The sequence below is a fragment of the Streptomyces sp. NPDC037242 genome, assembly GCF_055604165.1.
Genome location: NZ_JBVJUY010000032.1, coordinates 63,349 through 88,172 on the forward strand (window position 1 = coordinate 63,349; position 24,824 = coordinate 88,172).

20 protein-coding genes are annotated in these 24,824 nt (G+C 72.1%); 2 read left to right on the forward strand and 18 right to left on the reverse strand.

Annotated features, from left to right (window positions below):
• Positions 1-257 precede the first annotated feature (257 nt).
• From ligA to ACZ7GJ_RS30330, 6 genes are all read right to left on the reverse strand, one after another.
• On the reverse strand, positions 258-2,459 hold the full coding sequence (gene ligA / locus ACZ7GJ_RS30305) for an NAD-dependent DNA ligase LigA (protein ID WP_470756093.1): 2,202 nt from the start codon (positions 2,457-2,459) through the stop codon (positions 258-260).
• Positions 2,460-2,489: 30 nt separating this feature from the next.
• Positions 2,490-3,473, reverse strand: a complete 984-nt coding sequence (locus ACZ7GJ_RS30310) for a methionine synthase (RefSeq protein ID WP_470756094.1) — start codon at positions 3,471-3,473, stop codon at positions 2,490-2,492.
• Positions 3,470-4,159 (reverse strand): SDR family oxidoreductase, encoded by a 690-nt coding sequence (locus ACZ7GJ_RS30315; protein ID WP_470756095.1) that lies wholly within the window; start codon positions 4,157-4,159, stop codon positions 3,470-3,472. The genes ACZ7GJ_RS30310 and ACZ7GJ_RS30315 overlap by 4 nt, the downstream gene beginning before the upstream one ends.
• A 61-nt stretch (positions 4,160-4,220) precedes the next feature.
• Positions 4,221-4,565 (reverse strand): DUF1330 domain-containing protein, encoded by a 345-nt coding sequence (locus ACZ7GJ_RS30320; RefSeq protein ID WP_470756096.1) that lies wholly within the window; start codon positions 4,563-4,565, stop codon positions 4,221-4,223.
• A 104-nt stretch (positions 4,566-4,669) separates the two neighbouring features.
• Positions 4,670-8,044 carry a S8 family peptidase gene (locus ACZ7GJ_RS30325; RefSeq protein WP_470756097.1) on the reverse strand — a complete coding sequence of 1,125 codons (3,375 nt, stop codon included), beginning with the start codon at positions 8,042-8,044 and terminating at the stop codon, positions 4,670-4,672.
• A gap of 61 nt (positions 8,045-8,105) precedes the next feature.
• Entirely contained in the window at positions 8,106-9,086 is a 981-nt protein-coding gene (locus ACZ7GJ_RS30330; protein ID WP_470756098.1) for a GlxA family transcriptional regulator, read from the reverse strand.
• Positions 9,087-9,186: 100 nt separating this feature from the next.
• Here ACZ7GJ_RS30330 and ACZ7GJ_RS30335 point away from each other — a divergent pair, with 100 nt between their 5' ends.
• Positions 9,187-10,110, forward strand: coding sequence for an NADP-dependent oxidoreductase (locus tag ACZ7GJ_RS30335; RefSeq protein ID WP_470756099.1), 924 nt, complete (start codon positions 9,187-9,189; stop codon positions 10,108-10,110).
• A 74-nt stretch (positions 10,111-10,184) separates the two neighbouring features.
• Here ACZ7GJ_RS30335 and mnmA read toward each other — a convergent pair whose 3' ends face one another.
• Positions 10,185-11,327 carry a tRNA 2-thiouridine(34) synthase MnmA gene (gene mnmA / locus ACZ7GJ_RS30340; RefSeq protein ID WP_470756100.1) on the reverse strand — a complete coding sequence of 381 codons (1,143 nt, stop codon included), beginning with the start codon at positions 11,325-11,327 and terminating at the stop codon, positions 10,185-10,187.
• 68 nt (positions 11,328-11,395) lie between these two features.
• Between mnmA and ACZ7GJ_RS30345 the strand changes: the two genes are divergently transcribed.
• The gene (locus ACZ7GJ_RS30345; RefSeq protein ID WP_470756101.1) at positions 11,396-12,064 is read left to right on the forward strand and encodes an N-acetylmuramoyl-L-alanine amidase; all 669 of its coding nucleotides are present in this window, start codon (positions 11,396-11,398) and stop codon (positions 12,062-12,064) included.
• Positions 12,065-12,088: 24 nt separating this feature from the next.
• Here the strand turns inward: ACZ7GJ_RS30345 and ACZ7GJ_RS30350 are convergent, their stop codons facing one another.
• The 11 genes from ACZ7GJ_RS30350 to ACZ7GJ_RS30400 all read right to left on the reverse strand — a co-directional run bounded on the left by ACZ7GJ_RS30350 (position 12,089) and on the right by ACZ7GJ_RS30400 (position 24,714).
• Positions 12,089-13,252 (reverse strand): cysteine desulfurase family protein, encoded by a 1,164-nt coding sequence (locus ACZ7GJ_RS30350; RefSeq protein ID WP_470756102.1) that lies wholly within the window; start codon positions 13,250-13,252, stop codon positions 12,089-12,091.
• 405 nt (positions 13,253-13,657) lie between these two features.
• Positions 13,658-14,518 carry a thioesterase family protein gene (locus ACZ7GJ_RS30355; RefSeq protein ID WP_470756103.1) on the reverse strand — a complete coding sequence of 287 codons (861 nt, stop codon included), beginning with the start codon at positions 14,516-14,518 and terminating at the stop codon, positions 13,658-13,660.
• A 57-nt stretch (positions 14,519-14,575) separates the two neighbouring features.
• Positions 14,576-15,232: a trimeric intracellular cation channel family protein gene (locus ACZ7GJ_RS30360; RefSeq protein ID WP_365927312.1), complete on the reverse strand. Its 657-nt coding sequence runs from the start codon at positions 15,230-15,232 to the stop codon at positions 14,576-14,578.
• A 536-nt stretch (positions 15,233-15,768) separates the two neighbouring features.
• A complete protein-coding gene (locus ACZ7GJ_RS30365; RefSeq protein ID WP_470756125.1) occupies positions 15,769-16,830 on the reverse strand; it encodes an ABC transporter ATP-binding protein in 1,062 nt (353 codons plus the stop codon).
• A gap of 32 nt (positions 16,831-16,862) precedes the next feature.
• Positions 16,863-17,957, reverse strand: a complete 1,095-nt coding sequence (locus ACZ7GJ_RS30370; RefSeq protein WP_470756104.1) for an ABC transporter ATP-binding protein — start codon at positions 17,955-17,957, stop codon at positions 16,863-16,865.
• Positions 17,954-18,952, reverse strand: coding sequence for an ABC transporter permease (locus tag ACZ7GJ_RS30375; RefSeq protein WP_470756105.1), 999 nt, complete (start codon positions 18,950-18,952; stop codon positions 17,954-17,956). The genes ACZ7GJ_RS30370 and ACZ7GJ_RS30375 overlap by 4 nt, the downstream gene beginning before the upstream one ends.
• A 144-nt stretch (positions 18,953-19,096) precedes the next feature.
• The gene (locus tag ACZ7GJ_RS30380; RefSeq protein ID WP_470756106.1) at positions 19,097-20,875 is read right to left on the reverse strand and encodes an ABC transporter substrate-binding protein; all 1,779 of its coding nucleotides are present in this window, start codon (positions 20,873-20,875) and stop codon (positions 19,097-19,099) included.
• A gap of 98 nt (positions 20,876-20,973) precedes the next feature.
• Positions 20,974-21,969: an ABC transporter permease gene (locus tag ACZ7GJ_RS30385; RefSeq protein ID WP_470756107.1), complete on the reverse strand. Its 996-nt coding sequence runs from the start codon at positions 21,967-21,969 to the stop codon at positions 20,974-20,976.
• Positions 21,970-22,399: 430 nt separating this feature from the next.
• Positions 22,400-23,140, reverse strand: coding sequence for an enhanced serine sensitivity protein SseB C-terminal domain-containing protein (locus ACZ7GJ_RS30390; RefSeq protein WP_365927301.1), 741 nt, complete (start codon positions 23,138-23,140; stop codon positions 22,400-22,402).
• An 83-nt stretch (positions 23,141-23,223) separates the two neighbouring features.
• Positions 23,224-23,958 carry an enhanced serine sensitivity protein SseB gene (locus ACZ7GJ_RS30395; RefSeq protein WP_470756108.1) on the reverse strand — a complete coding sequence of 245 codons (735 nt, stop codon included), beginning with the start codon at positions 23,956-23,958 and terminating at the stop codon, positions 23,224-23,226.
• 87 nt (positions 23,959-24,045) lie between these two features.
• Positions 24,046-24,714: an AAA family ATPase gene (locus tag ACZ7GJ_RS30400; protein ID WP_470756126.1), complete on the reverse strand. Its 669-nt coding sequence runs from the start codon at positions 24,712-24,714 to the stop codon at positions 24,046-24,048.
• Positions 24,715-24,824: the final 110 nt, after the last annotated feature.

Here is a 24,824-nt window from a genome sequence, read left to right on the forward strand (position 1 = left end):
CAAGGGCAGCGGTCGGCGGTGGTTGCCCGAATGCGACCCAGCCATCCTCATCAGTACGGTATCCGCCGAACGGGTGAGTTTGGACCAACACCCCGCCGTCACCCGTCCGATGATCCGACAGGTCACCGCCCTGCCGACAGCTTTCTACCAGCCGTTTACCACCGCTGCTCGCGCCAGGCGTGCGCCCGCCCGTACGGCCGCACGCCACGCATCCGTTCGCCTTCGCTACTCCCCCGGGGCGAGTCCCTCTACCGGTATTACTCCGCCGCGGCGTCGCCGTCCACCGGGAGCGCCGCCTCGCGCGCCGCGTCCGGGCCCTGTTCGAGCAGGACCGCGAAGCCCGCGTCATCGAGGATGGAGAGCTTCAACTGCACGGCCTTGTCGTACTTGGAGCCGGGGTTGTCACCGACGACGACGAAGGAGGTCTTCTTCGAGACGGAGCCGGTCACCTTGGCGCCGCGGCTCTGCAGGGCCTCCTTCGCGCCGTCCCGGGTGTGGCTCTGCAAAGTGCCGGTGACGACGACGGTCAGGCCCTCCAGCGGGCGCGGTCCCTGCTCCTCGCCGGAACCTTCCTCCTCCATCCGGACACCGGCCGCCCGCCACTTGCGCAGGATTTCCTGGTGCCAGTCGACGGCGAACCATTCCTTGAGCGAGGCCGCGATGATCGCGCCGACCCCCTCGGTCGCCGTCAGCTCCTCCTCGGTGGCCTGCTCGATCCGCTCGATGGAGCGGAACTCGCGCGCGAGGGCCTCGGCCGCGACCGGGCCGACGTGACGGATCGACAGGCCGTTGATGATGCGGGCCAGCGGGCGCTCCTTGGCGGCCGCGATGTTCTCCAGCATGGCCAGGGCGTTCTTCTTCGGCTCGCCCTTCTGGTTGGCGAAGACCGTGGCGATCTTCTCCTCGCCCGTCTTCGGGTCCCGCTTGGGCAGCCCGCTGTCCGGGTCCAGGACGTACGCCTTGATGGGCAGCAGCTGCTCGATGGTGAGGTCGAAGAGGTCGCCCTCGTCGAGCAGGGGCGGCTGGGCCGGCTCCAGCGGGCCGGTCAGCGCGGCCGCCGCGACCATGCCGAAGTTCTCGATGTCCAGGGACTGCCGGCCGCCGAGGTAGAAGAGCCGCTCGCGCAACTGGGCCGGGCAGGTCTGGCCGTTGGGGCACCGGACGTCGATGTCCCCCTCCTTCATGGGCCGCAGCGCCGTCCCGCACTCGGGGCACTCGGCGGGCATGACGAACTCCCGCTCGCTGCCGTCGCGCAGGTCCGCGACCGGGCCGAGGATCTCGGGGATCACGTCGCCCGCCTTGCGCAGCACGACCGTGTCCCCGATGAGCACGCCCTTGGCCTTGACGACCTCCTGGTTGTGCAGGGTCGCGAACTCGACCTCCGAGCCCGCCACCGTCACCGGCTCCACCTGCGCGTACGGGGTCACGCGCCCGGTACGGCCGACCCCGACCCTGATGTTGATCAGCTTGGTGTTGACCTCCTCGGGGGCGTACTTCCAGGCGATGGCCCAGCGCGGGGCGCGCGCCGTGGAGCCGAGCCGGCCCTGGAGCGGGATCTCGTCGAGCTTGACGACGACGCCGTCGATCTCGTGCTCGACGGAGTGCCGGTTCTCGCCGAAGTACGCGATGAACTCCCGGACCTCGGCGAGCGAGGACACCGCCTTGTTGTGCCTGGCGGTGGGCAGGCCCCACTCGCGCAGCAGCTCGTAGGCGTGGCTGAGCTTGTCGATCTCGAAGCCCTCGCGGGCGCCGAGGCCGTGCACCACCATGTGCAGCGGGCGCGTGGCGGTGACCTTCGGGTCCTTCTGGCGCAGCGAACCGGCCGCCGCGTTGCGCGGGTTGGCGAAGGGCTTGTCGCCCGCCTCGACCAGGCGGGCGTTGAGCTCCTCGAACTTCTCCATCGGGAAGAAGACCTCGCCGCGGATCTCGACCAGGGCCGGGATCCGGTCGCCCTTGAGGCGGTCGGGGATCTCCGCGATGGTGCGGACGTTGGGCGTGATGTCCTCACCGGAGCGGCCGTCGCCGCGGGTGGCCGCGCGGGTCAGGCGGCCGTTCTCGTAGGTGAGGTTGACGGCGAGGCCGTCCACCTTCAGCTCGCAGAGGTAGTGGTAGTCGGAGGTGTTCGCGTCCCGGGCCACGCGCTCGGCCCAGGCGGCCAGTTCCTCGTCGTCGAAGGCGTTGTCGAGGGAGAGCATCCGCTCGCGGTGCTCGACGGAGGCGAAGTCCGTCTCATACGCCCCGGCCACCTTCTGGGTGGGCGAGTCGGGCGTGCGCAGCTCGGGGTACTGCTCCTCCAGCGCCTCCAGCGAGCGCAGCAGCTTGTCGAACTCGGCGTCACTGACGACCGGCTGGTCGTTCACGTAGTACCGGAAGCGGTGCTCCTCGATCTGCTCGGCGAGCAGCGCGTGCTGCTCGCGCACCGCCACCGGTACGGCCGTGTCCTGCTGTTCGGCTGCCATGCCGTGTCCTCCCGTGACCCGTCTCGACCATCACTCAGGGTTGTCGGCGAGCGACCTCGCCGCCCTGACGCAGTGCGCCTGCACCGCGCGGGCATAAGCGGGCGAAGCGCCCGCCAGACCGCACGACGGAGTGACCACGACGGACTCCGCCAGACTCCCCGGAGTCAGTCCCAGCCTGCGCCAAAGCTTCCTGACACCCATGACGCTACCGGCAGGGTCTGACAATGGACCGTCGGTGCCCGCCACCACTCCGGCGAAGAGCTTCACCCCGTCCTCGACGGCTTCCCCGATGGCGTCATCCTCGCGCTCGGTGAGCAAGGAGAAATCGAACGACACGCCCGTGGCGCCGGCCCGGCGCAGCAGCCCGAAGGGCACCTCGGGGGCGCAGGAGTGGACGACGACGTCCCCGTCGTGGACGGCGAACAGCTCGCGCAGGGTGCCCTCGACGACCTGCCGGTCGACGGCCCGGTACGTGCGGTACCCGCTCGCGGAGCGCACCCGGCCGAGCAGTACGGCCGTGAGCGAGGGCTCGTCGAACTGCAGCACGACCTCGGCGCCGGGGATCCGCTTGCGTACGTCGGCCAGGTGCTCGCGCAGGCCTTCTGCGAGGGAGCCGGCCAGGTCCCGGCAGGCGCCGGCGTCCTGGAGCACGGCCTCGCCGCCGCGCAGTTCGAGGGCGGCGGCCAGGGTCCACGGGCCGACGGCCTGGACCTTGAGCCTGCCGGTGTAGCCCTGGGTGAACTCCTCCAGCGCGTCGAGGTCCTCGCCGAGCCAGGACCGGGCCCGCCGGGTGTCCCGTCCGGGCCGGTCGCTGATGCGCCAGCCGCTGGGCTCGACGTGCGCGTACATGTCGACGAGCAGTCCGAGCGAGCGGCCGATCATGTCCGCGCCGGGACCCCGGGCGGGCAGCTCGGCGAGGTACGGGAACTCCTCGAAGGAGCCGGTGACGGTCTTGGCGGCCTCGCGGGCGTCGCCGCCCGGGAGGGAGCCGACGCCGGTCGCGCTCGCGGTCACCGGCCGGGCCTGACGGACAGGTCGTTGACCTCGGCGTCTCGGGGCAGGTCGACGGCCATGACGATGGTCGTCGCGACGGACTCGGCGTCGATCCAGGCGGCGGGGTCGTACTCCTTGCCCTCCTGGGAGTGGACCTTGGCCTGCATGGGGCTGGCGGTGCGGCCGGGGTACACGGAGGTCACACGGATGCCGTTGGGCTTCTCCTCCTCCCGGAGGGAGTCGGCGAGGGCCTTGAGCCCGTGCTTGGAGGCCGCGTAGGCGCTCCAGTCGGCGTGGGCGTGCAGCCCCGCGCCGGAGTTCACGAAGACGACGGTGGCGTGCGAGGCCCGCAGGGTGGGCAGCAGCAGCCGGGTCACCTCGGCCGGGGCGATCAGGTTGACGTTGAGCTGCTGGTGCCAGGTCTTGGGGCGCAGCTCGCCGACGGAGCCGAGGTCGACGATCCCGGCGATGTGCAGGAGCGAGTCGATCCGCTCCGGGACGGCCTGCTTGGAGAAGGCCCACGAGAGCCGGTCGGGGTCGGCGAGGTCCCCGACGAGCGCGCGGGCGCCGGGGTAGCGCTCGACGAGCTGCTTGCCGCGGGCGGCGTCGCGGGCGAGGAGCACGAGGTCGTCGCCGCGGGCGTGCAGGCGGGCCGCGACGGCCGCGCCGATGCCGGATCCGGCACCGGTGATCAGGTGAGTAGCCATACCGCCCATGCTCGCACCCGCCGGCTCCCGCGGGCCCCCCGGGCATGGGCGGCGCGAGACGTCAGAGTCCGGCGGCTTCGCGGAGGCGGGCGGCCGTCTTCGAGGCGTCGTAGTCGGCCGGGACGCCGTCGACGAGGATGGCCTCGCCCGCGATGTGGTCCGTGCGCAGCGGGAGGATCGCCTGGTAGGCGGGCGAGTCGTACCAGGCGCGGGCCCGCTCGATGTCCGGGAAGCCGATCAGGACGATCGTGCCGGGCCAGGGGCCCTCCTTGACCTCCACCTCGCGGCCGTGGACGAGGAAGCGGCCCTCGTAGGGGTCCATCGTGGCCTGGATCTCCTCGATGTACTGGAGGATGTCCTCGTTCATCGTCTCGGGTCGTATGTGGGCGATGGCGTACGCGGTCATGTCGGCCCCTTCTTCCCTGTGGGATCGGCTTGTTGCCGTCCCCATCGTGTCCCGCCGATGCCCCGGAGGCGATTACCTCCGGGGTCATCGGCGGGCGCACGGGGTCAGCCCGCGAGGTAGGCGCGGATGACGGTCACCTCCGACTTGTTGCCGGCCGGGTCGGTGACGGTGGCGCGCAGGGAGACCGCGGCGCCCTTCGCCGGGGTCTTCACGCTGACCTTGCCGCCCTTCACGGCGAGCGGCTGCCAGGTGTAGCCCTCGTCGTAGGAGACCTGCGCCCGGAGGGAGGCCGGGGCCGCGGCCGCCGGGCCCTGGACGGTCAGCGGGAAGGTGGCCGTCCGCCCCGCCGGCAGGGTGCCGTCGGCGGCCGGGCGGGCGTCGAAGCGGACCACCGAGACCGGGAGGGCCGTCGGCGCTGCCGTCTCCTTCGAGCGGAACCACCAGGTCGCCGTCACCTTGGACGAGGTGCCGGAGAGCTCGGGGCGCAGCAGCGCGGTCGTGGTCAGCTTGTACGCGGCGTCGCCGGCCGGGACCGTGAACGGCCCGCTCCTCGCCAGCGGGGCCTGGCTGCGGCCCGCGACGACCCCGTCGCGGTAGAGGACCGTACTTCCGGTGGCCCCGGCGTAGTCACCGACGTGGTTCGCGCCGTCCGCCAGCAGCGGTACGGAGCCCACGAGCGTGTTGCCCTCGCGCACGACCCCGTACCCGGCGCCCGCGCGGGGTGCGAGCACCGCCGTGTTGAAGCGCTCGGCATAGGTGCGGCCGCCCGTGTAGCTGCGGCGTTCCGCTTCGTACGACGCCTCCTGGACCGGGAAGCCGCTCTCGTCCACGCCGCCGCTCTGGGCGTAGGAGAGGTCCCACTTCGCCTGGTCGACGGTCGACACGTAGACCGTCGTCACGGTCGGCAGCGGCCGCCAGCGCGACATCCCGCTCGCGGAAGTGCTGCCCGGCAGGAAGCCCACAGCGAGGAGCGAGCCCTGCTTGCCGGGGATCGAGGCGCCCTGCTCGACCTTGAGGGCCGCCAGGTCGCGCGGCTTCAGGTGCCGGGTGTAGCCGGTGGCGAACGCGCTCACCGGCCCGCCGAGCACGGCGTGGTACTCCGTCGCGTCGCCGTCCCCCCAGTGCACGTCCCACTGCTGGCTGAGGGTGCCGGCCGCGGGCGGCGGGCCCAGGTGGCGGGTGCGGAGCTCGGCGAGCGAGTCGAGCCAGAGGCCGAAGCCGTAGTCCTCGCCGCCTGTGAGCAGGGTGTACGAGGGAGTCGCGAACAGGGACACCGCCGACTTGGACGGGACGGTGATGTCGACCGGCTCGGTGGTGCGCGCGTCGAGCGTCACCGTGGTGTCACCGGTGATGTCGAGCCGGGGTTGGACGAGCCAGTCGGCGCCCTTGTTGAAGTCGCGCGGGTCGACGATGACGTACGTGTTGAGCAGGTAACCGCCCTTGGGGACGCGCACGGTGACCGTGCCGGAGGGGTCGTACGGCTCGAAGCGGCGGGCGCCGCGGCCGTTGCCGATCCCCTCGACCGTGCTGAAGTAGTTCGCGGCCGGCTTCCCGTCCCGCGCGATATGACGGAGCGTCAGCTGGTAGGACTCCGGCTCGCGTTCGGCGACGACGGCCGTGCGGACGCTCTGGCCCCGGCCGCCGTCGCCCGCGGCCGCCGTCGCCACGGCGTACGCGGTGTACGTGCCGTCCAGCGCGCCGCCGAGGCGGGTGTCGGCGGTCAGCGCGGTCTCGGCCGTGCCGCCCGGCGGGACGGTGAGCTGCCGGGCGCCGAGGGTGAAGAAGCCCTCGGGCGCGGGCTTGCCGTCGGGGCCGCTGCCGGTGACGGCGAGGTCGAGGGTGACGGGCGTGGCGCCGAGGTTGCGGTACGTGATCTTCCGCGACTGCGGGGTGTCGTCCGCGTGCGGCCAGGGCTGCGTGCCGAAGGTCAGCGCCCCCTCCTGGGCGATCACGCTCTGGCCCAGCGCGCCGTCGACGGCGATCCGGCCGGAGCCCTGCTGGTACGGGGCGTACGCGCCGCCCTTGGCGGAGGCGATCAGCGCGCGCTTGAGCTCGGCGCCCTTCCACGCCGGATGCTGCTGCTTGAGCAGGGCGGCGGCTCCCGCGGCGTGCGGGGTCGCCATGGAGGTGCCGGAGATGCTCAGGTAGCCGGCGGGGTTCTGCCCGACTTCCCGCTCGATGACGCTGCCGGGGGCGGCGGCCGCGGTGATGTCGACGCCGGGAGCGGTGACGTCCGGCTTGACGGCCGCGTCGGCGGCGCGCGGGCCGGCGCTGGAGAACTCGGCGAGGGCGTCCGCGTCGTCGACGGCGCCGACGGTGAGCGCGGCGTCCGCGCTGCCCGGGGAGTTGATGCTGCCCGGGCGGCCGCTGTTGCCGGCCGCGATGGCGAACAGCACGCCCTTGTCGGCACTGAGTCTGTCGACGGCCGCTTCGAGGGGGTCGAGCTCGGGGCCGTCGTAGCCGCCGAGGCTGAGGTTGACGATGTCGGCGCCCTGGGCGACGGCCCACTCCATGCCGGCGAGGATGCCGGAGTCGTCGCCGAAGCCGTTGTCGTCGAGGACCTTGCCGTTCAGGAGCTTCGCGCCGGGCGCGACGCCCTTGAGGGCGCCGCCCGAGCGGGAGCCCGTACCGGCGGCGGTGGAGGCGACGTGGGTGCCGTGGCCGTAGCGGTCCTTGGCGTCCGCGGCCGTGGTGAAGTTCTGCTCGGCGACGACCTGGCCGGCGAGGTCGGCGTGGGTGGCGTCGACTCCGGTGTCGAGGACGGCGATCTTGACGCCGGCGCCGTCGTACCCGGCGGCCCAGGCCTTGTCGGCGCCGATCTGCCGGGTGCTCCTGTCGAGGGTGGCGGTGCGTACGGCGTCGAGCCAGACGGTGGCGATGCCGGGGGCGGCGGCGCGGCGGCCGGTGTCCCGCCGGGGGTCGGTGAGCGCCTCCCAGAGGGCTGCGGCGTCCTGGGGTTCGGCGGTGACGGCCTCGGCGCCGAGGGTGGCGTACGTACGGGTGACCCGGGGGCCGTCGGTGGCGCGCAGGGCGGTCCGGGCGGCGGGGGCGGAGCCGCCCTCGTAGCCGACGATCAGCTGGAGGCGGCCGGAGCGGCGGTCCTGGTACTCGGGGCGGCTCAGCTCGGTGACGTCGAACAGCCGGGGGTCGAGCTTTCCGGCGCGGATCAGGGGCTCGGCGTCGTACGGCAGGACGCTGGTGTGGCCGCCCGCGCGGCGCAGCGAGACGGGTATGTGCTCGCGGCCCTTGGCGCGTTCGAGGCCGATCGGCTTGCGGTCGGCGTCGAGGACCACGCGGTCGCCGGTGACGAGGGTGACTCGGGTGCTCTGGGAGCCGGCGGCGGCCGCCGATGTCGCGGCCGGGGAGGCTAAGGAGCGCGGCGCGGCCGTGGCCGGGCTGGTCAGCCCGGCCACGAGCGCGAGAGCGGCGAGTGCGGCGGCCGAAGCCGCCGCACCCGCCCTGCCGTGGTGGTTGCGCACGTGGTTCCCCCTGAGAGAAGTGTGCAGGAACCACGCAGTATGCCCATGGTGTGACGGTCCATCAATGGTGCGTCAGGGGTGCGGAGTTGGGCTGGAAGGTGCGTCGGTAGGCGATCGGGGAGACACCGAGGGCGGTCCGCATGTGCTGGCGCAGGGAGCCCGCGGAGCCGAAGCCGGCCCGGTGGGCGACCAGGTCGACGGGGAGGTCGCTGGACTCCAGCAGGTGGCGGGCGACCTCCAGGCGCTGGACGGTCAGCCACTGCACGGGGGTCATGCCCACCTCGTCGCGGAAGCGCCGGGTGAAGGTGCGCAGGCTCATCCGGGCGTGGGCGGCCAGCTCGGCGAGCGTGACCGGCTCGGCGAGGCGCTCCAGGGCCCAGGCGCGGGTGGCGGTGGTGGTGGCGACGGTGGGTTCGGGGACGGGCCGGTCGATGTACTGGGCCTGCCCGCCGTCCCGCCACGGCGGTACGACGCACAGCCGCGCGGCCCGGTTGGCGACGGCGCTGCCGTGGTCCTGGCGGATCAGGTACAGGCACAGGTCGACGCCGGCGGCCACGCCCGCCGAGGTCAGGATGTCGCCGTCGTCGACGAAGAGGACCTCCTCGTCGAGCCGGACCCGCGGGAAGCCGCGCTGGAACTCGGGCGCGTGCAGCCAGTGCGTGGTGGCGGGCCTGCCGTCGAGCAGTCCGGCGGCGGCGAGGACGTAGGAGCCGGTGCACAGGGAGACCAGCCGGGTGCCGGGCCTGATCGCGGCGAGGGCGTCGGTCAGCGCCCGGGGCAGCGGCGCGCCGTGCGCGAGCTCGTCCATGGAGTGCGTGGGCGTGATGATCACGGTATCGGCGGCGGCGAGGGCCTCGGGGCCCGCCGTGACGCCGACGGTGAAGCCCGCGTCACTGGTGACGGGCTGCCCGTCGGCGGTGCAGACGGTGAGCTCGTAGAGCCGGTTCCCGGCCTCGTCCAGGGCATTGCCGAAGACCCGGGAGGGGATTCCGAGCTCGAACGGGGGAACGCCTTCGAGGGCGAGTACGGCAATTCTGTGCATGGCCAGATCCTGACACATGGTGGCCGTCCGGCCAATACCACGGCTTCGTCCCGACGCCGAAGCTGGTTGCACAGCAGCAGACACACCTGAGGAGAAACACATGCGCGCCATCGTCGTCAGCCAGTGGGGCGGACCCGAGGTACTGACCGAGACCGAGCTGGACCGCCCCGAGCCCGGCATGGGCGAGATCCTGGTCCGGGTCCACGCGGCCGGGGTCAACCCGGTGGACTGGAAGACCCGCGCTTCCGGCGCCCTCATCCCCTGGGGCCCGGTCCCGGCCGTCGGCTGGGACGTGTCCGGCACCGTCGAGGCCGTCGGCCCCGGCGTGACGATGTTCCTGCCGGGCGACGAGGTCTTCGGCATGCCGCGCTTCCCGGCCCAGGCCGGCGGCTACGCCGAGTACGTCACGGCCACCGCGCGGCACTTCGCCCGCAAGCCCGCCGGCGTCGACCACGTCCAGGCGGCCGCGCTCCCCCTGGCCGCGCTCACCGCGTGGCAGGCGCTGACCGACACCGCGGGCCTCCGGGCGGGCCAGCGGGTGCTCGTCCATGCGGCCGCCGGCGGCGTCGGGCACTTCGCCGTCCAGATCGCCAAGGCGCTCGGCGCGTACGTGATCGGCACCGCCAGCGCCGGCAAGCACGAGCTGGTCCGCTCGCTCGGCGCCGACGAGGTGATCGACTACCGGACCACCGACTTCGAGGACGCGGTCTCCGGGGTCGACGTCGTGATCGACGCCATCGGCGGCGACTACGGGACGCGCTCGCTGAAGGTGCTGCGCCCCGGCGGGCACCTGATCACCCTGAACGGCCCCGACGACGTGCCCGCCGGCGCCGAGGGCTTCCGCACCGGCTGGACGCTGGTCGAGCCCGACCACGCGGGCCTGAAGGCCATCGCGGCCCTCGTCGCGGACGGCAGGCTCCGCCCGGTCATCGACACGGTCCTGCCGCTGGAGCAGGCCGCCGAGGCCCACGAGATCGGCGAGCGCGGCCGGACCAGCGGCAAGATCGTCCTGACGGTCGCCTAGGAAGTGTCGTCAAAGTGGCGTCGGCCGCCCGAAGGCCAGGCCCCGCCGGCCAGACGGGACTTCGACGACACGACCTAGGCCGAGGCGGGGGTGGCTGCCTCGGAACGGGTGGTCGAGGCGATGGTGGCGGAGCCGACCACGCGCGTGCCGTCGTAGAGCACGATCGCCTGGCCGGGGGCCACGCCGCGGACCGGCTCGGTGAAGGAGACGCGCAGCTCGCCGTCCACGACCTCGGCGAAGACCTCGGTCTCGCCGCCGTGGGCGCGCAGCTGCGCGGTGTACGTACCCGGCGCGGCGGGCGTGGAGCCGCACCAGCGGGGGCGGATCGCGGTGAGGGCGGTGACGTCGAGGGCCTCGACGGGGCCCACGGTGACGGTGTTGTTCACCGGGGAGATGTCCAGGACGTAGCGCGGCTTGCCGTCGGCGGCGGGGTGGCCGATCCGCAGGCCCTTGCGCTGGCCGATGGTGAAGCCGAAGGCGCCCTCGTGGGTCCCGATCTTCTCGCCGGTCTCGTCGACGATGTCGCCCTCGGCCTTGCCCAGGCGGTTCGCGAGGAAGCCCTGGGTGTCGCCGTCGGCGATGAAGCAGATGTCGTGGCTGTCGGGCTTCTTCGCGACGGCCAGGCCCCGCTCCTCGGCCTCGGCGCGGATCTCGTCCTTGGTGGTGAGGGTGTCGCCGAGCGGGAAGAGCGCGTGGGCGAGCTGCTTCTCGTCGAGGACGCCGAGGACGTACGACTGGTCCTTGGCCATGTCGGAAGCGCGGTGCAGCTCGCGGGAGCCGTCCTCGTTCAGGACGACGGTGGCGTAGTGGCCGGTGCAGACGGCGTCGAAGCCGAGGGCGAGGGCCTTGTCGAGCAGCGCCGCGAATTTGATCTTCTCGTTGCAGCGCAGGCACGGGTTCGGGGTGCGCCCGGCCTCGTACTCGGCGATGAAGTCCTCGACGACGTCCTCGCGGAAGCGCTCGGCGAGGTCCCAGACGTAGAAGGGGATGCCGATGACGTCCGCGGCGCGGCGGGCGTCGCGGGAGTCCTCGATGGTGCAGCAGCCGCGGGCGCCGGTCCTGAAGGACTGCGGGTTCGCGGAGAGCGCGAGGTGGACGCCGGTCACGTCGTGCCCGGCTTCGACCGCGCGGGCGGCGGCGACGGCGGAGTCCACGCCGCCGGACATGGCGGCCAGGACGCGAAGGGGGCGGGGGGTGCGCGGCAGGTTCTCAGTCATAGCACCGTCCAGGGTACGGGGAACCGCGCGAGGTCACAGCGCGTTATCGCGTACAGGGGGTGGATCACATGGGCAACACGGGGAACGCGGCGAAGAAGGACAAGGGGAAACCGGGGAGGAGCCGCAGGGCGTTCCTGTTCGGGGGCCTCGGCGTCCTCGGGGTCGCGGCCGTCGCCGGCCGGGAGGAACTGGTGCGCGCCTGGTGGCTCGTACCGGGGGTGTCCAAGCGGCGCGAGGACGGGGCCCTGGACCACGCGGGCGCGAGCTGGACTGCGGCCTCGCCGGCGAACTGGCGGCTGGCGGACCGGCCCGACGACTACCGCGTGGACCGGATCGTCGTACATGTCACACAGGGCAGCTTCGCCTCGTCGGTGGACGCCTTCAGGAATCCCTGGCACAAGGCGTCGGCGCACTACATAGTCCGCCAGGACGGCCACATCGAGCAGATGGTGCGCGAGCTGGACGTCGCCTTCCACTCGGGCAACCGCTCCATGAACGAGCGCAGCGTCGGCATAGAGCACGTGGGGTTCGTCGACCGGCCGAAGGACTTCACGGACGCGATGTACGAGGCTTCGGCGCGGCTGGCGGCCGATGTCTGCCAGCGCTACCGCATACCGGTGGACCGCAAGCACATCGTCGGCCACTCGGAGGTCCGCGGCGCCGACCACACGGACCCGGGCCGCCACTGGGACTGGGACCGGTACATCCGCATGATCGGCGAGGCCATGCCGTCGTGACGGTGGACCTTGCCGGTCACAGCACTAGCTGAGGCCGGCGGTGCGGGCGCGTTCGACGGCGGGGCCGATCGCCGCGGCCACGGCGGCGACGTCCTCCTTGGTGGAGGTGTGGCCGAGCGAGAAGCGCAGGGTGCCGCGGGCCAGCTGCGGATCGGTGCCGGTGGCCAGCAGGACGTGGCTGGGCTGGGCGACACCGGCCGTGCAGGCGGAGCCGGTGGAGCACTCGATGCCCTGGGCGTCCAGCAGGAGCAGCAGGGAGTCGCCCTCGCAGCCGGGGAAGCTGAAGTGGGCGTTGGCGGGGAGCCGGTCGAGGGGGTCTCCCCCGAGGACGGCGTCGGGAACCGCGGCGAGGACGGCGGCGATCAGCTCGTCGCGCAGCGCACCGACCTCGGCGGCGAAGCGCTCGCGCCGCTCGGCGGCGAGGACGGCGGCCACCGCGAAGGCCGCGATGGCCGGGACGTCGAGGGTCCCGGAGCGGACGTGCCGCTCCTGGCCGCCGCCGTGCAGGACGGGTACGGGGGTCTGGTCACGGCCCAGGAGCAGCGCGCCGATGCCGTACGGACCGCCGATCTTGTGGCCGCTGACGGTCATGGCGGCGAGGCCGCTGTCGCCGAACCGGACATCGAGCTGCCCGAAGGCCTGGACGGCGTCCGAGTGCAGCGGGATCGCGAACTCGCGGGCGATGGCGGCGAGTTCACGGACCGGCATGACGGTGCCGATCTCGTTGTTGGCCCACATGACGGTGGCGAGGGCCACGTCGTCGGGGTTGCGCGCGACGGCCTCGCGGAAGGCCTCGGGGTGCACGCGGCCGAAGCGGTCGACGGGCAGGTACTCGACCTGCGCGCCCTCGTGCTCCGCGAGCCAGTGGACGGCGTCGAGCACCGCGTGGTGCTCGACGGGGCTGGCGAGGACCCGCGTGCGGGCCGGGTCCTGGTCGCGGCGGGCCCAGTAGAGGCCCTTGACGGCGAGGTTGTCGGCCTCCGTGCCGCCAGCGGTGAAGACCACCTCGCTCGGGCGGGCGCCGATCGCCTCGGCGAGGGCCTCGCGGGCCTCCTCCACGGTACGGCGGGCGCGGCGGCCGGCGGCGTGCAGGGAGGATGCGTTGCCCGTTGCGGCGAACTGCGCGGTCATCGCCGCAGCGGCCTCCGGAAGCATCGGGGTGGTGGCGGCGTGGTCGAGGTAGGCCATGATCCCCCGATTCTACGAGTCCCCCGGACGGGTCCCGCGCGGACCCTTGCCTTCGCCGGCGGGATCGGGGCGTGCGTGTGCCGTGGCGCCGCCGAGGTCCGCGGCGCGGCCGAAAGATCGGGGCTCCACCCCGGACCCCGCGCCTCAATCGCCGGCGGGGCTGGATTTTGGCTGATGCCGCCTGCACCATTCCAGCCCCGCCGGCGTTTGAGGCGCGGGGTCCGGGCAGAGCCCGCAGCACCGCTGCACCGATTCAGCCCGTCCGGCGTTTGAGGACCGGGTCCGGGCAGAGCCCGGGGAACGGTGGAAGGGCGGGTAGGGGACCAGCCCCGCGCAGCGGCAACCCGCACCCCCGGCCCCGCACCCGCAGCGGGCCGAGGCCGGCGCAGCGGCGCGAGGCGGGCGTCAAGAAGGCTGGCGCGGGGCGCGAGCCAGTTGGCGGGACTGCGCCACCAGGCGATCCGCGGAGTCCCAGACCTCCGCGTCCTCCTCCAGGAAGCCACCGGCCAGGTTGCGGGTGGTGATCGAGACCCGCAGCGGGCCCGGCGCCGGCCGGTGACGGACGTGCGTGGTGAGCTCCACCGTCGGGGTCCAGCCCACCAGGCCCAGGTCGAAGGAGGTCGGCGGCAGCGCGTCCACCGCGAGCAGCAAGGACAGCGGGTCCGCGTCCCGCCCGTCGGCGAGCTCGAACCAGGCCCGCATCTCGCCCTTGCCCGAGGGCGCGCCGACGGCCCAGCCCGCCGTCGCCGGGTCCAGCCGCAGCCGGAGCCGGTCCACGATCGCGGAGCTGCCGGGGATCGGGGCCGGGCCGGCCTCGGGGCCGAGGCAGTCCAAGTACGGGGGAATGGCCGGGGGCAGCGCCGTCGTGCGGACGTCGTCCGGCAGGGAGGCGAGGTCGCCGTAGGAGGCGAGGACGCGGATCCGCTCGACCTCGGCGCCGTTCTCGTCGAACTGGAACAGCGAGGCCTGGCCGGTGGAGAGGGTGCGGCCCACCCGTACGACCTGCGTGCGGATGACGGCGGGGCCGGGCACGGAGGAGGTCAGGTAGTGCGCCGAGACCGTGAAGGGGTCCGGGTGCGGCAGGGCCGCGGACAGGGCCCGGCCGACCAGGGCCAGCAGGTATCCGCCGTTGACGGCGGCGATGATCGTCCAGCCCGCGGAGAGCTCCGCGTCGTACACGCCGGGCTCGCCCGCACGGGCGGTGACCGTGGTGTCGCGGTCGAACTCGCTGTCGCCGACGGATGACTGGGTCGCTGCGTATGACATGGAACGAACGTACACCCAGAGATTACTAAGCGGTAGCTTTGCTTTGCTACGTCCTCGTTACGGCTCTTCGGCCACCGCCGAGCGGCGGTTCCAGGCCAGCGGCGCCCGCCAGTGGTAGCGCATCGCCAGCAGCCTCAGCACGAAGGTGGTCACGATCGCGACGCTGGTCGTGAGGGCGTTGAGGACGTCGAAGCCGATGAAGACGGCGACCAGCGAGGCCCCGACGATGGCGGGCACGGCGTACATCTCCCGGTCGCGCAGCAGCGAGGGCACCTCGTTGACGAGCACGTCGCGCAGTACGCCCCCGCCGACGGCCGTGGCCAGGCCCAGCGCGGCGGACGCGGTGAGGCCGAGGCCGTACTCGTACGCCTTGGTCGTGCCCGTCACGCAGAACAGCCCGAGGCCGGCCGCGTCGAAGACGTTGATCGCGCGGTTGATCCGCTGGACCTCGGGATGCAGGAAGAAGACGATCGCGGCGGCGATCAGCGGCGTGACGAAGAAGCTGAGGTCGCCGAAGGCCGACGGCGGGACGGCTCCGATGACGAGGTCGCGGAAGAGGCCGCCGCCGAGGGCGGTGACGAGGGCGAGGACGGCGATGCCGAAGACGTCGAAGTTCTTGCGGACGGCCAGCAGCGCGCCGGCGGTTGCGAAGACGAAGATGCCCGCGAGGTCCAGGGCGTGCTGGATGCCGGGCGGGAAGAGATCGTGGAGCACGGCCCCCATTCTGCCGGGCGCCTGCCGCGGGCTCGCGCGGGCCGGGCCGGGCGGCGGTCCCGGGCGGGCGTGCATGCCCGTGCGGGCAGGCGGGCGTGCATGCCCGTGCGGGCAGGCGGGCGTGCATGCCCGTGCGGGCAGGGGCGGGCGTGCGGGCCGGTGCAGCGTGCGGGCCTGGCGGCGAACCGGGGCGTGCCCGTGCGGGCATGCGGGCCGGGGCGGGCCCGCGTGTGCCCGTGCGGGCCGGGCCGGGCGGCGGGCCCGTACGGACGTGCGGGCCGGCGCGGGGCCCATGCGGGCATGCGGGCCGACGCGGGGCCCATGCGGGCATGCGGGCCGACGCGGGGCCCATGCGGGCATGCGGGCCGACGCGGGGCCCATGCGGGCATGCGGGCCGGCGCGGGGCCCATGCGGGCGTGCGGGCCGGGGCGGGCGTGCCTGGCGACCCGGCTCGCGCGGGCCGGGCCGGGTGGCGGGCCCGTGCGGGGCTGCCGGCGGGGCTGGGGGTTGCCCGGCCCCGCCGGTTTTTTCGGCCGCTACTCCGAAATCGTGGCCGCCGCGTCGTCCGGGGCCTGGTCGGGGGCGTTCTCCGGGTGGTGGCAGGCCACCTGGTGCCCGGTCTTCAGCGCGACCAGCGGCGGCTCCTGCGTGGTGCAGACCTGCGTCGCCTTCCAGCAGCGCGTGTGGAACCGGCACCCGCTCGGCGGCGAGATCGGCGACGGCACGTCGCCCTTGAGCAGGATGCGGCCGCTCTTCGCACCGCGCCGACGCGGGTCCGGCACCGGCACGGCCGACATCAGGGCCGTCGTGTACGGGTGCATCGGCGCCTCGTACAGCGACTTGCGGTCGGCCAGCTCGACGATCTTGCCGAGGTACATGACCGCGATGCGGTCCGAGACGTGCCGGATGACCGACAGGTCGTGCGCGATGATCACGTACGTGAGGCCGAGCTCCTCCTGGAGGTCGTCCAGCAGGTTGACCACCTGGGCCTGGATCGACACGTCCAGCGCCGAGACCGGCTCGTCGGCGACGACCAGCTTCGGCTTGAGGGCCAGCGCCCGGGCGATGCCGATGCGCTGCCGCTGGCCGCCCGAGAACTCGTGCGGGTAGCGGTTGTAGTGCTCCGGGTTGAGGCCCACCAGCGACAGCAGCCGCTGGACCTCCGCCTTGATGCCGCCCTCGGGGGTGACCTTCTGGAGCTTGAACGGGGCGCCGACGATGGTGCCCACCGTGTGGCGCGGGTTCAGGGAGCCGTACGGGTCCTGGAAGATCATCTGCACGTCGCGGCGCATCGGCCGCATGCCGGCCACACCGAGGTGCGTGATGTCCTTGCCCTCGAACTCCACCGTGCCGCCGGTCGGTTCGAGCAGGCGCGTGATCAGCCGGCCCATGGTCGACTTGCCGCAGCCGGACTCGCCGACGATGCCGAGGGTCTCACCGCGGCGGACGTCGAAGTCGATGCCGTCCACGGCCTTGACCGCACCGGCCTGGCGGCGCAGCAGGCCCTTGGTGATCGGGAAGTGCTTGGTCAGGCCGGTGACCTTGAGCAGCACCTCGCGGGAATCGTCCGAGGGCGAGTCCGAGGCCTGTGCGGGGATGACGGCTGTTTCCGTCTTCTTGATGTCGTCGCTCACAGCTTCGGCGCAATCTCTTCGGTCCAGATCCGGGTCCGCTCCTCCTGCGACATGTGGCAGGCGGACCAGTGGCGGCTGTCGTCCTCCGTGAGCTCGGGCCGCACCGTGCGCGTCACGTTGTCCTTGGGCACGTCGGCGTACGGGCAGCGCGGGTTGAAGGCGCAGCCGCTCGGGATGTTGATGAGGCTGGGCGGCGAGCCCTTGACCGGGATGAGGCGCTCGGTCTGGTCGCGGTCGATGCGCGGCATCGAGCCCAGCAGGCCCCAGGTGTAGGGGTGGCGGGGCTCGTAGAAGACCTTCTCGGCGGTGCCCCGCTCGACGCACCGGCCGCCGTACATCACGAGGAGTTCGTCGGCCATCTCGGCGACCACGCCGAGGTCGTGCGTGATCATGATGACCGCGGAGCCGAACTCCTGCTGGAGGTCGCGGATGAGGTCGAGGATCTGCGCCTGGACGGTGACGTCCAGTGCGGTCGTCGGCTCGTCCGCGATGAGCAGCTCCGGGTTGTTGACCAGCGCCATCGCGATCATCGCGCGCTGGCGCATGCCGCCGGAGAACTCGTGCGGGTAGCTGTCGACCCGCTTGTGGGGCTCGGGGATGCCGACGCGGTCGAGGAGTTCGACGGCCCGCTTGAGGGCCACCTTCTTGTCGACCTTGTGGTGGACCCGGTAGGCCTCTGCGATCTGCTTGCCGATGGTGAAGTACGGGTGCATCGCGGACAGCGGGTCCTGGAAGATCATCGCGATCTCCCGGCCGCGCAGCTTGCGGACCTCGTCCTCGGGGGCGGAGAGCAGTTCCTTGCCGTTGAGCCAGATCTCGCCGGAGATCTGCGCCCGCTGGCGGCCGTACTGGCCCACGCGGTGCAGGCCCATGATGCCCAGCGAGGTGACCGACTTGCCGGAGCCGGACTCGCCGACGATGCCGAGGGTCTTGCCCTTCTCCAGCGTGAAGGAGAGGCCGTCGACGGACTTGACCAGGCCGTCCTCGGTCGGGAAGTGCACCTTGAGGTCGCGGACTTCGAGGAAGGCGCTGGAGGGCCGGCTCGCGGCGACGGGCTCGTTGAGAGCTCCGGTCTTGGTCAGATCGGTCATGACAGCCTCACTCGGGGGTCGATCACCGCGTACATGAGGTCAACGATGAGGTTCGCCGCGACGACGAAGAAGGCGGAGATCAGGGTGATGCCGAGGATGACCGGCAGATCGTGCTCGCTGATCGCGCGGACGGCGCTGTAGCCGAGGCCGTGCAGCGAGAACGTGTACTCGGTCAGCACCGCGCCGCCCATCAGGGCGCCGAGGTCCAGGCCGAGGACGGTCAGGATGGGGGTCATCGTGGAGCGCATGGCGTGCTTGCCGATGACGACGGGTTCCGTCAGCCCCTTGGCGCGGGCGGTGCGGATGTAGTCCTCGTTGAGGACCTCCAGCATGGTCGCCCGGGTGAGCCGCGCGTACATCGCCGCGTAGAGGAAGGCGAGCGAGACCCACGGCAGGATCATGCCGTTGAACCACTTGCCCGGGTCGTCGGCGAAGGTCGCCTCGGGGCGCCCGAACCAGCCGAGCTGGTCGGAGAAGAGGGCGATGGCGAGCATGCCCGTGAAGTAGATGGGGAGGGAGACGCCGGCGAGGGCGATGCCCATGGCCGAACGGTCCAGGACCGTACCGCGCTTGAGGGCGGAGATGACGCCGGTGGCGACACCGCCGATGACCCAGAGCACGACGGCTCCCGCGGCGAGCGAGAGGGTGACCGGCAGCCAGTCCAGCAGCAGCGGCCAGACCTCCTGCTCGGTCTTGAAGGAGTAGCCGAAGCAGGGCGCGGCGCATTGCGTGACGTCGGAGCCGTTGGCGTACGTGCGACCCGCCACCAGCCCGACGACGAACTTGCCGAACTGGACGAGGATCGGGTCGTCGAGACCCATCTTCTGCCGGATGCCCTCGATCGCGGCGGGGTCGGACTGCTTGCCGACGAAGTACAGGGCCGGATCCGTCCCGATCATCTTCGGGAAGAGGAAGAAGATTCCGAAGGTCACCAACGAGATGACCAACAGCATGACGATGACGGCGAAGATCCGTCGGGTGAGATATGCAAGCACTGCGCTCGGCCTGGCTGCGGCCCGGGGGCGCCCTCTTCTGGAGAGCGCCCCCAGGCCGTAACCGCGGCCATCACCTGCCCTTCGTGCCTAGCGGGTGTGGCACCGGAACACTGGAAACCGGAACTGGACCTTGTCTGACGGGTGTTACTTGGTGACGCCGAGGGACGCGTAGTCGTAGCGGCCGTTGTAGGCGTCGGAGGTGTAGGCGTTCGTCAGACGGCTGGAGCGCCAGGTGATCGTCTTGTCGTAGACGAAGGGAAGGTAGACCGCGGCCTCGGAGACCTTCTGGTTCATCTTCTTGTAGATCTCGCCGGCCTTGGCCGGGTCGGTCTCCGCGATGGCGTCGTCGAAGAGCTTGTTGATCGCCGGGTCGTTCAGCTCGGAGAAGTTGTTGTTGCCGCTCTGCAGGATGAAGCGACCGTCGACCAGCGGCTGGGAGAAGCCCTGACCGGTCGGGAAGTCGGCACCCCAGCCCATGATGATGATGCCGTAGTTCTTCTCCTTGACGACCTTCGGCGAACCGATGATGCCGGAGGTCTGGGCGCCGTCGAACTGGTCGACGTCAGCCTCGATGCCGACCTGCTTCAGGGCGTTCTGGAGCGAGACCGCGGTGGCGACCTCGACCGGCTTGTTGTTGCGGACCGCGATGGTGGTCTTGAAGCCGCTCTCCTTGCCACAGGCCTTCAGGGCGGCCTTGGCCTTCTCGAGGTTCGGCTTGCCGTCGTTCGTCAGGACCTCGTACGGGTCGTACGCGCCGTCGGAGCCCTTGATCCCGAGCGGGAGCATGTTGGGGGCGATGTCGCCACCGGCCTGCGGGCCGCCGCGGGCGGTCTGCAGGGACTTGTGGTCGGCCGCGTAGATGACGGCCTTGCGGCAGTCGATGTTGTCGAACGGCGCGACGGTCTGCGGCATGACGGCGTACCGGATGAAGCCGGTCTGGCCGTTGTCCAGGTTGCCCTTGTGGTCCTTCAGCGCGGTGGCGCGGGCCGCCTGGCCGATGCCGGTCGCGTTGATGTCCAGGTCGAACTCGCCGTTCATCAGACGCTTGTCCATGTCGTCCGCGTTCGCCATGAACGTGACCGAGATGGTGTCCGGGAGCGCCTTGCGGATGGTGTCCGACTCGGGCTTGTAGTTCGTGTTGCGCGAGAGCTTCATGCTCTTGTTGGGCTCGTACGAGTCGATCTTGTACGGGCCGTTGGAGAAGGGCTTCAGGCCGTACTTGGCCGCGGTGTCCTTCTCCTGCTTGACCGGGCTCGCCGCCGGCATGGCCAGCATCTGCTCGAAGTCGCCGTTGGGCTGCGGAAGCTTGAAGATGATGGTCTTCGCGTCCGGGGTCTCGATCGCCTTGAGGCCGAGCTTGTCCGGGGCGGTGTCCTTGTACGGGCCCGGGTACTCGGTCTTCGGGTCGAGGACCTGCATCAGGTAGACCGGGCCGCCGGAGATGACGTCCTGGGCCCAGGTGCGCTCGATGCCGTACTTCACGTCCTGGGCGGTGACGGGGGTGCCGTCCTCCCAGGTCACGTTGTCCTTGAGGGTGTACTTGTAGGTCTTGCCGCCGTCGCTGATCTCGGCCTTGGCGGTGGCGAGGTCGGGAACGAGGTCCGTGCTCTGCTCACCGGGGGCGGCCTTGTAGCTGACCAGCTGGCGCGCGTAGTAGCGGGAGAAGTCCCACATGAAGCCGTAGTAGCCGCGCTGCGGGTCCCACGAGTCGGCTTCCTGGGTACCGACGAACTTGAGCTCGCCACCCTTCGTGTCCGACGCGTTGGCGACCTTGCCGATACCGGCGTTGAAGCCGGACGCGCCGGCGGGCTTCGCGTCCTTCTTGTCTTCGCCTCCGCCACAGGCGGTCGCGGTCAGCATGGCGGCGAGCACGACGGCCGTGCCAGCGGCAAGCCTGCGCTTCGACGTGCGATGGGTAGTCACGATGCTCGCAACCCTCCGTTGTAGTTCCGGTGAACTGGTGTACTCACGGCTCGAAGCGCGAAGCTCGATACCGGGATCTGGGGTGACCTGCAAGGCTGCTAGCGGGAACCCTTCGGGTCGAGGGCGTCGCGGACGCCGTCGCCGAAGAGGTTGAAGGCCAGCACGGTGATGAAGATCGCCACGCCGGGGAAGATCATGAAGAGCGGATCGTCCTCGTAGGTCCGCACCGCCGTGGAGAGGGTCTCTCCCCAGGACGGCGTGGGCGGCTTGACGCCGACTCCGAGGAAGCTCAGGGCGGCCTCGGTCAGCACGTTGGTGGGGATCATCAGCGTCGAGTAGACGGTGATGGGCGCCACCAGGTTCGGAAGCAGTTCGCGGAAGAGGATGTACGCGCGGCCGGCACCGAGGCTGCGGGCGGCTTCGACGTATTCGCGCTCGCGCAGTGACAGGGTCTGCCCGCGGACGATGCGGCCGATGTACGGCCAGCCGAAGAAGCCGATGACCAGCACCAGCACGGCGATGCGCAGGCCCGACCCCTCGAAGCCCCACAGCTTGCTGGGGATCACGGAGATCAGCGCGATGATGAACAGCAGCTGCGGGAAGGCCAGCAGCAGGTCCATGACGCGGCTGATGGCCGCGTCGACCCAGCCGCCGAAGTAGCCGGCGATGATGCCGAAGATGGTGCCCAGCGAGACCGCCACGAAGGCGGACAGGAAGGCCACCAGGAGCGAGATCCGGGCGCCGTAGACGATCCGGCTGAAGACGTCGCGGCCGTTGACCGGCTCGATGCCCAGCAGGAAGTCGCCGCTCATGCCGCCGCGGGGGCCGGCCGGCAGGCCGAGCAGCGGGTCCAGCAGGTCCTCGTGCAGCTCCTCCGGCGGGTGCCCGAGGAGTTTGACGATCAACGGCGCGAAGACCGCGACGAGGATCAGCAGGAGCACGATGACACCGCCGGCCAGGGCGACCTTGTCACGCTTGAGCCGGAGCCAGGCGATCTTCCACGGTGAGCGCCCCTCGATCGCCTTCTGCGGCAGTTCGGGGGCGGCCACGGCCGCGGGCTCGGCCGCGCTGGTGTCGTGCAGTGGTGCCGTCATCGTGGTGGGGACCCCTCTCGGCCGACGGTGGCCGGCCAATGCCCGCCGCTGTGGCGGCTTGGTTCTTTCGGCGTCGCGGATGGTGCGATTGACGCGAATTGCGCCTGAAGTGCACGTGAAGAGCCAGTGCTTGTGGGATTGACCGGCCTTCGGTGGGGGGAGTCTTCAACGGCCTCACGAGCAGCCGCCAGACCTGCCGGGGATGTGATGCGCAACCGTGATCTGCGCCTGCACCTTCCGTTATCCGAACGGCTGGTTCTGGTCAGCGGTGAAAGACGGTCCGTACCGCGCGGAACGGACATCGTGCCCAAGTGCCATTTCGGGGCCTCTACTTGGGCGGATTCCCTGGATAACGCCGAAGGCCGCACCGGAGGGGACCGGTACGGCCTTCGGACGAGATGTCTCAATATGCGGTCATGCCGCCGCGCAGTCAGTACGACGGGGCCTGGCCCTCGCGGTCGTAGAACGGCCGGGTCTGCGCGCGCAGCCACATCGCCACGGGGTCGTGCTCGTCCGCCAGCGCCACCGTGCACACCGGCACCCCCTCCGGCACCGCGCCGACCGACTGGCGCATCATCTCGCGTACGGACTCCAGCGCGGGCGCGGAGGCGTCGTACAGGTCGAGCCCCACCGCGAGGTACGGGGAGCCCAGCGCGGGCTGCACCCAGGCGCGCCGCAGCGAGCGCACGGCGGGGGTGCGGTGCGCGTGCTGGGTGAGCAGCCCGTAGAACTGCGGGAGCTCGATGGCGGGTTCGGACAGCCGCAGCGGTCCGGCCGGCATCCGGTCCAGGCCGGTCGCGATCCGGCGCAGGTCGGCCCACGGAATGCCGACGCCGCCGCCCTGGGCGTGCGGATTGAGCCACAGCCCCCAGCGGTCGGGGTACAGGGCGCGGGCGATGTCCCGGCCGGTGACCACTTCGTAGCCGCGGTTCCAGCCGCTGGCGGCCAGTTCCTGCGGGGAGGTGACGCAGGGCGCGTAGCCCAGGCCCTCCACCTCCATGCCCGCGTACTGGGCGTCCGGGGAACCCGGCTGCCCCTGCCAGAGCAGCATCCACAGCCGGCCCTCGGCGAGGGCGTGCAGGAGTGACTCGTAGCTCTCATAGCGCCCGGGAGTCACCTGGCGCAGCATGTGCTCGACCTGCCCGGCCGCGGCCGTGCCTGACGCACTCACCCGGTACCCCTCTTCGTCCGCCCGTCGTCCACGCGTGCCCAGGCCACGCGTGCGGCCAGGAGATGTAACCAGCTTAATCGGGTCTACGGCAGGTAGAAGGGGCGTACGCGCGTAACGATGAAGTCCGTCACCGGGTCCTGGACCGCGTCCAGGAGGATCAACTGCACGGGCCAGGGCGCCGGGACACGGGCCAGGGCCCGGCCCAGGGCGTCCATCGGGGCGTTTCGCATCTCGGGCTCCCATCCCACCAGCTGGACACCGATGTAGAGCTCCGGCGCCCCGCCCTCGACGCTGGCGAAGCAGCGCGAGGCGGAGGCGACCACGCCGGTGGCCCGGAACTCCTCGGCGGCGGCGGCCAGGAAGTCGACCGGGTCGTCCTGCCAGTCGGGCTCGTAGAGCCGCACCCGGCCGCCGGAGGCGGTCCCGTCGAGCGGGGTCCGTCCGATGCGGCAGAGCTCCGCGACGGCGGGCGGGGGCAGCGGGACGCCGACCGCGCCCTCGGGGTTCACCGCGATGCCGAGCTGCGGGGGCAGGCCGCGGGCGAACTCGACGGCGGGGGCGACGGCGAAGTCCATGGCGGGGCCGACGCAGACGCGGAACTGCGCCTCGGAGCTGTAGACCGGGACGTACGCCGCGCCGGCGATCTCCATGGTGGGCAGGGAGAGGGAGGCGCGGTCGGGTCCGCCGCCGGCGGGCAGCGGAACCCATACGCGGCTGCGTCCGAGCACCTCCAGGATCCGCGCCCCGGCGTCCGCCTGGCCCAGCGCCGCCCCGAGCACCTGCTCCAGCTCATTGTCCGGCCAGCCGCCGCTGTGCATGTGCCCTGCCTCCGTGTGGGTCGCTGTGTGTCGCCCCGAGGCTATCGGCCGCGGCCGCCCCGCCGCGTCCCGGACCCCGGGCGGCGGTCAGCCGTGGAAGCCGATGCGGGTCACCGCGGCGGCCGAGCGGCGGTCCAGGAGGACCACCGAGGCGCAGCCCGCGGGAGGGCGGCCCGCCTCGGCCTCGCGCAGCAGCCGCGACACGGCGCCGCGGTGCCGGGCGAAGGCGTACGCCGATACGCCCCGGCCCCGCGCGGCCTGGCCGGACAGCGCCTCCTCGGGGGTGGTGTCCAGCAGCAGCAGGTGCAGCGCCCGGCCCCGGCGGCGCGCGGCCGCGGCGAGCAGGCCCCGTACCCAGCTCTGGGTACCGCAGTCGTGGACGACCACGGACGCGCCGGAGCTCAGGGCCCGCCACAGCCCCCAGTAGTGCGCGGCGCGCACCAGCGGCCGGTACACCGCGTACGGCAGCGCCCGCGGCATGCGCAGCTCCCACCGCTCGCGGGCGTCCTGGGAGTCGATGCCGCCGCCCTCCGCGGCCCGCTTGATCAGCGTGCTCTTGCCGCCGCCGGGCAGGCCGGAGACCACCACGATGTCGCCCGCGGCGAAGCCGAGCCGCTGCGGCCCGCGCACCCCGGGGCCGCGCAGGTCCCGTACCGGCCCGGCCGCCTCGCACGCGTCGCGCACCCGGCCGCGCTGCGCCGGAACCCCCGCCACGGCCCCGGTCGCCGCCAGTGCTCCGAATCTCCGCACAGTGATCGCCTCCCCCGAATCGGGCTCCTGGGGAGCCCCATGCCCACTGAGTGTAAAGAGACGGTAATCCGGCGGCCCCGGTTCCGGTCCGTACGCTCTTTCGACCCCCCAGCGCC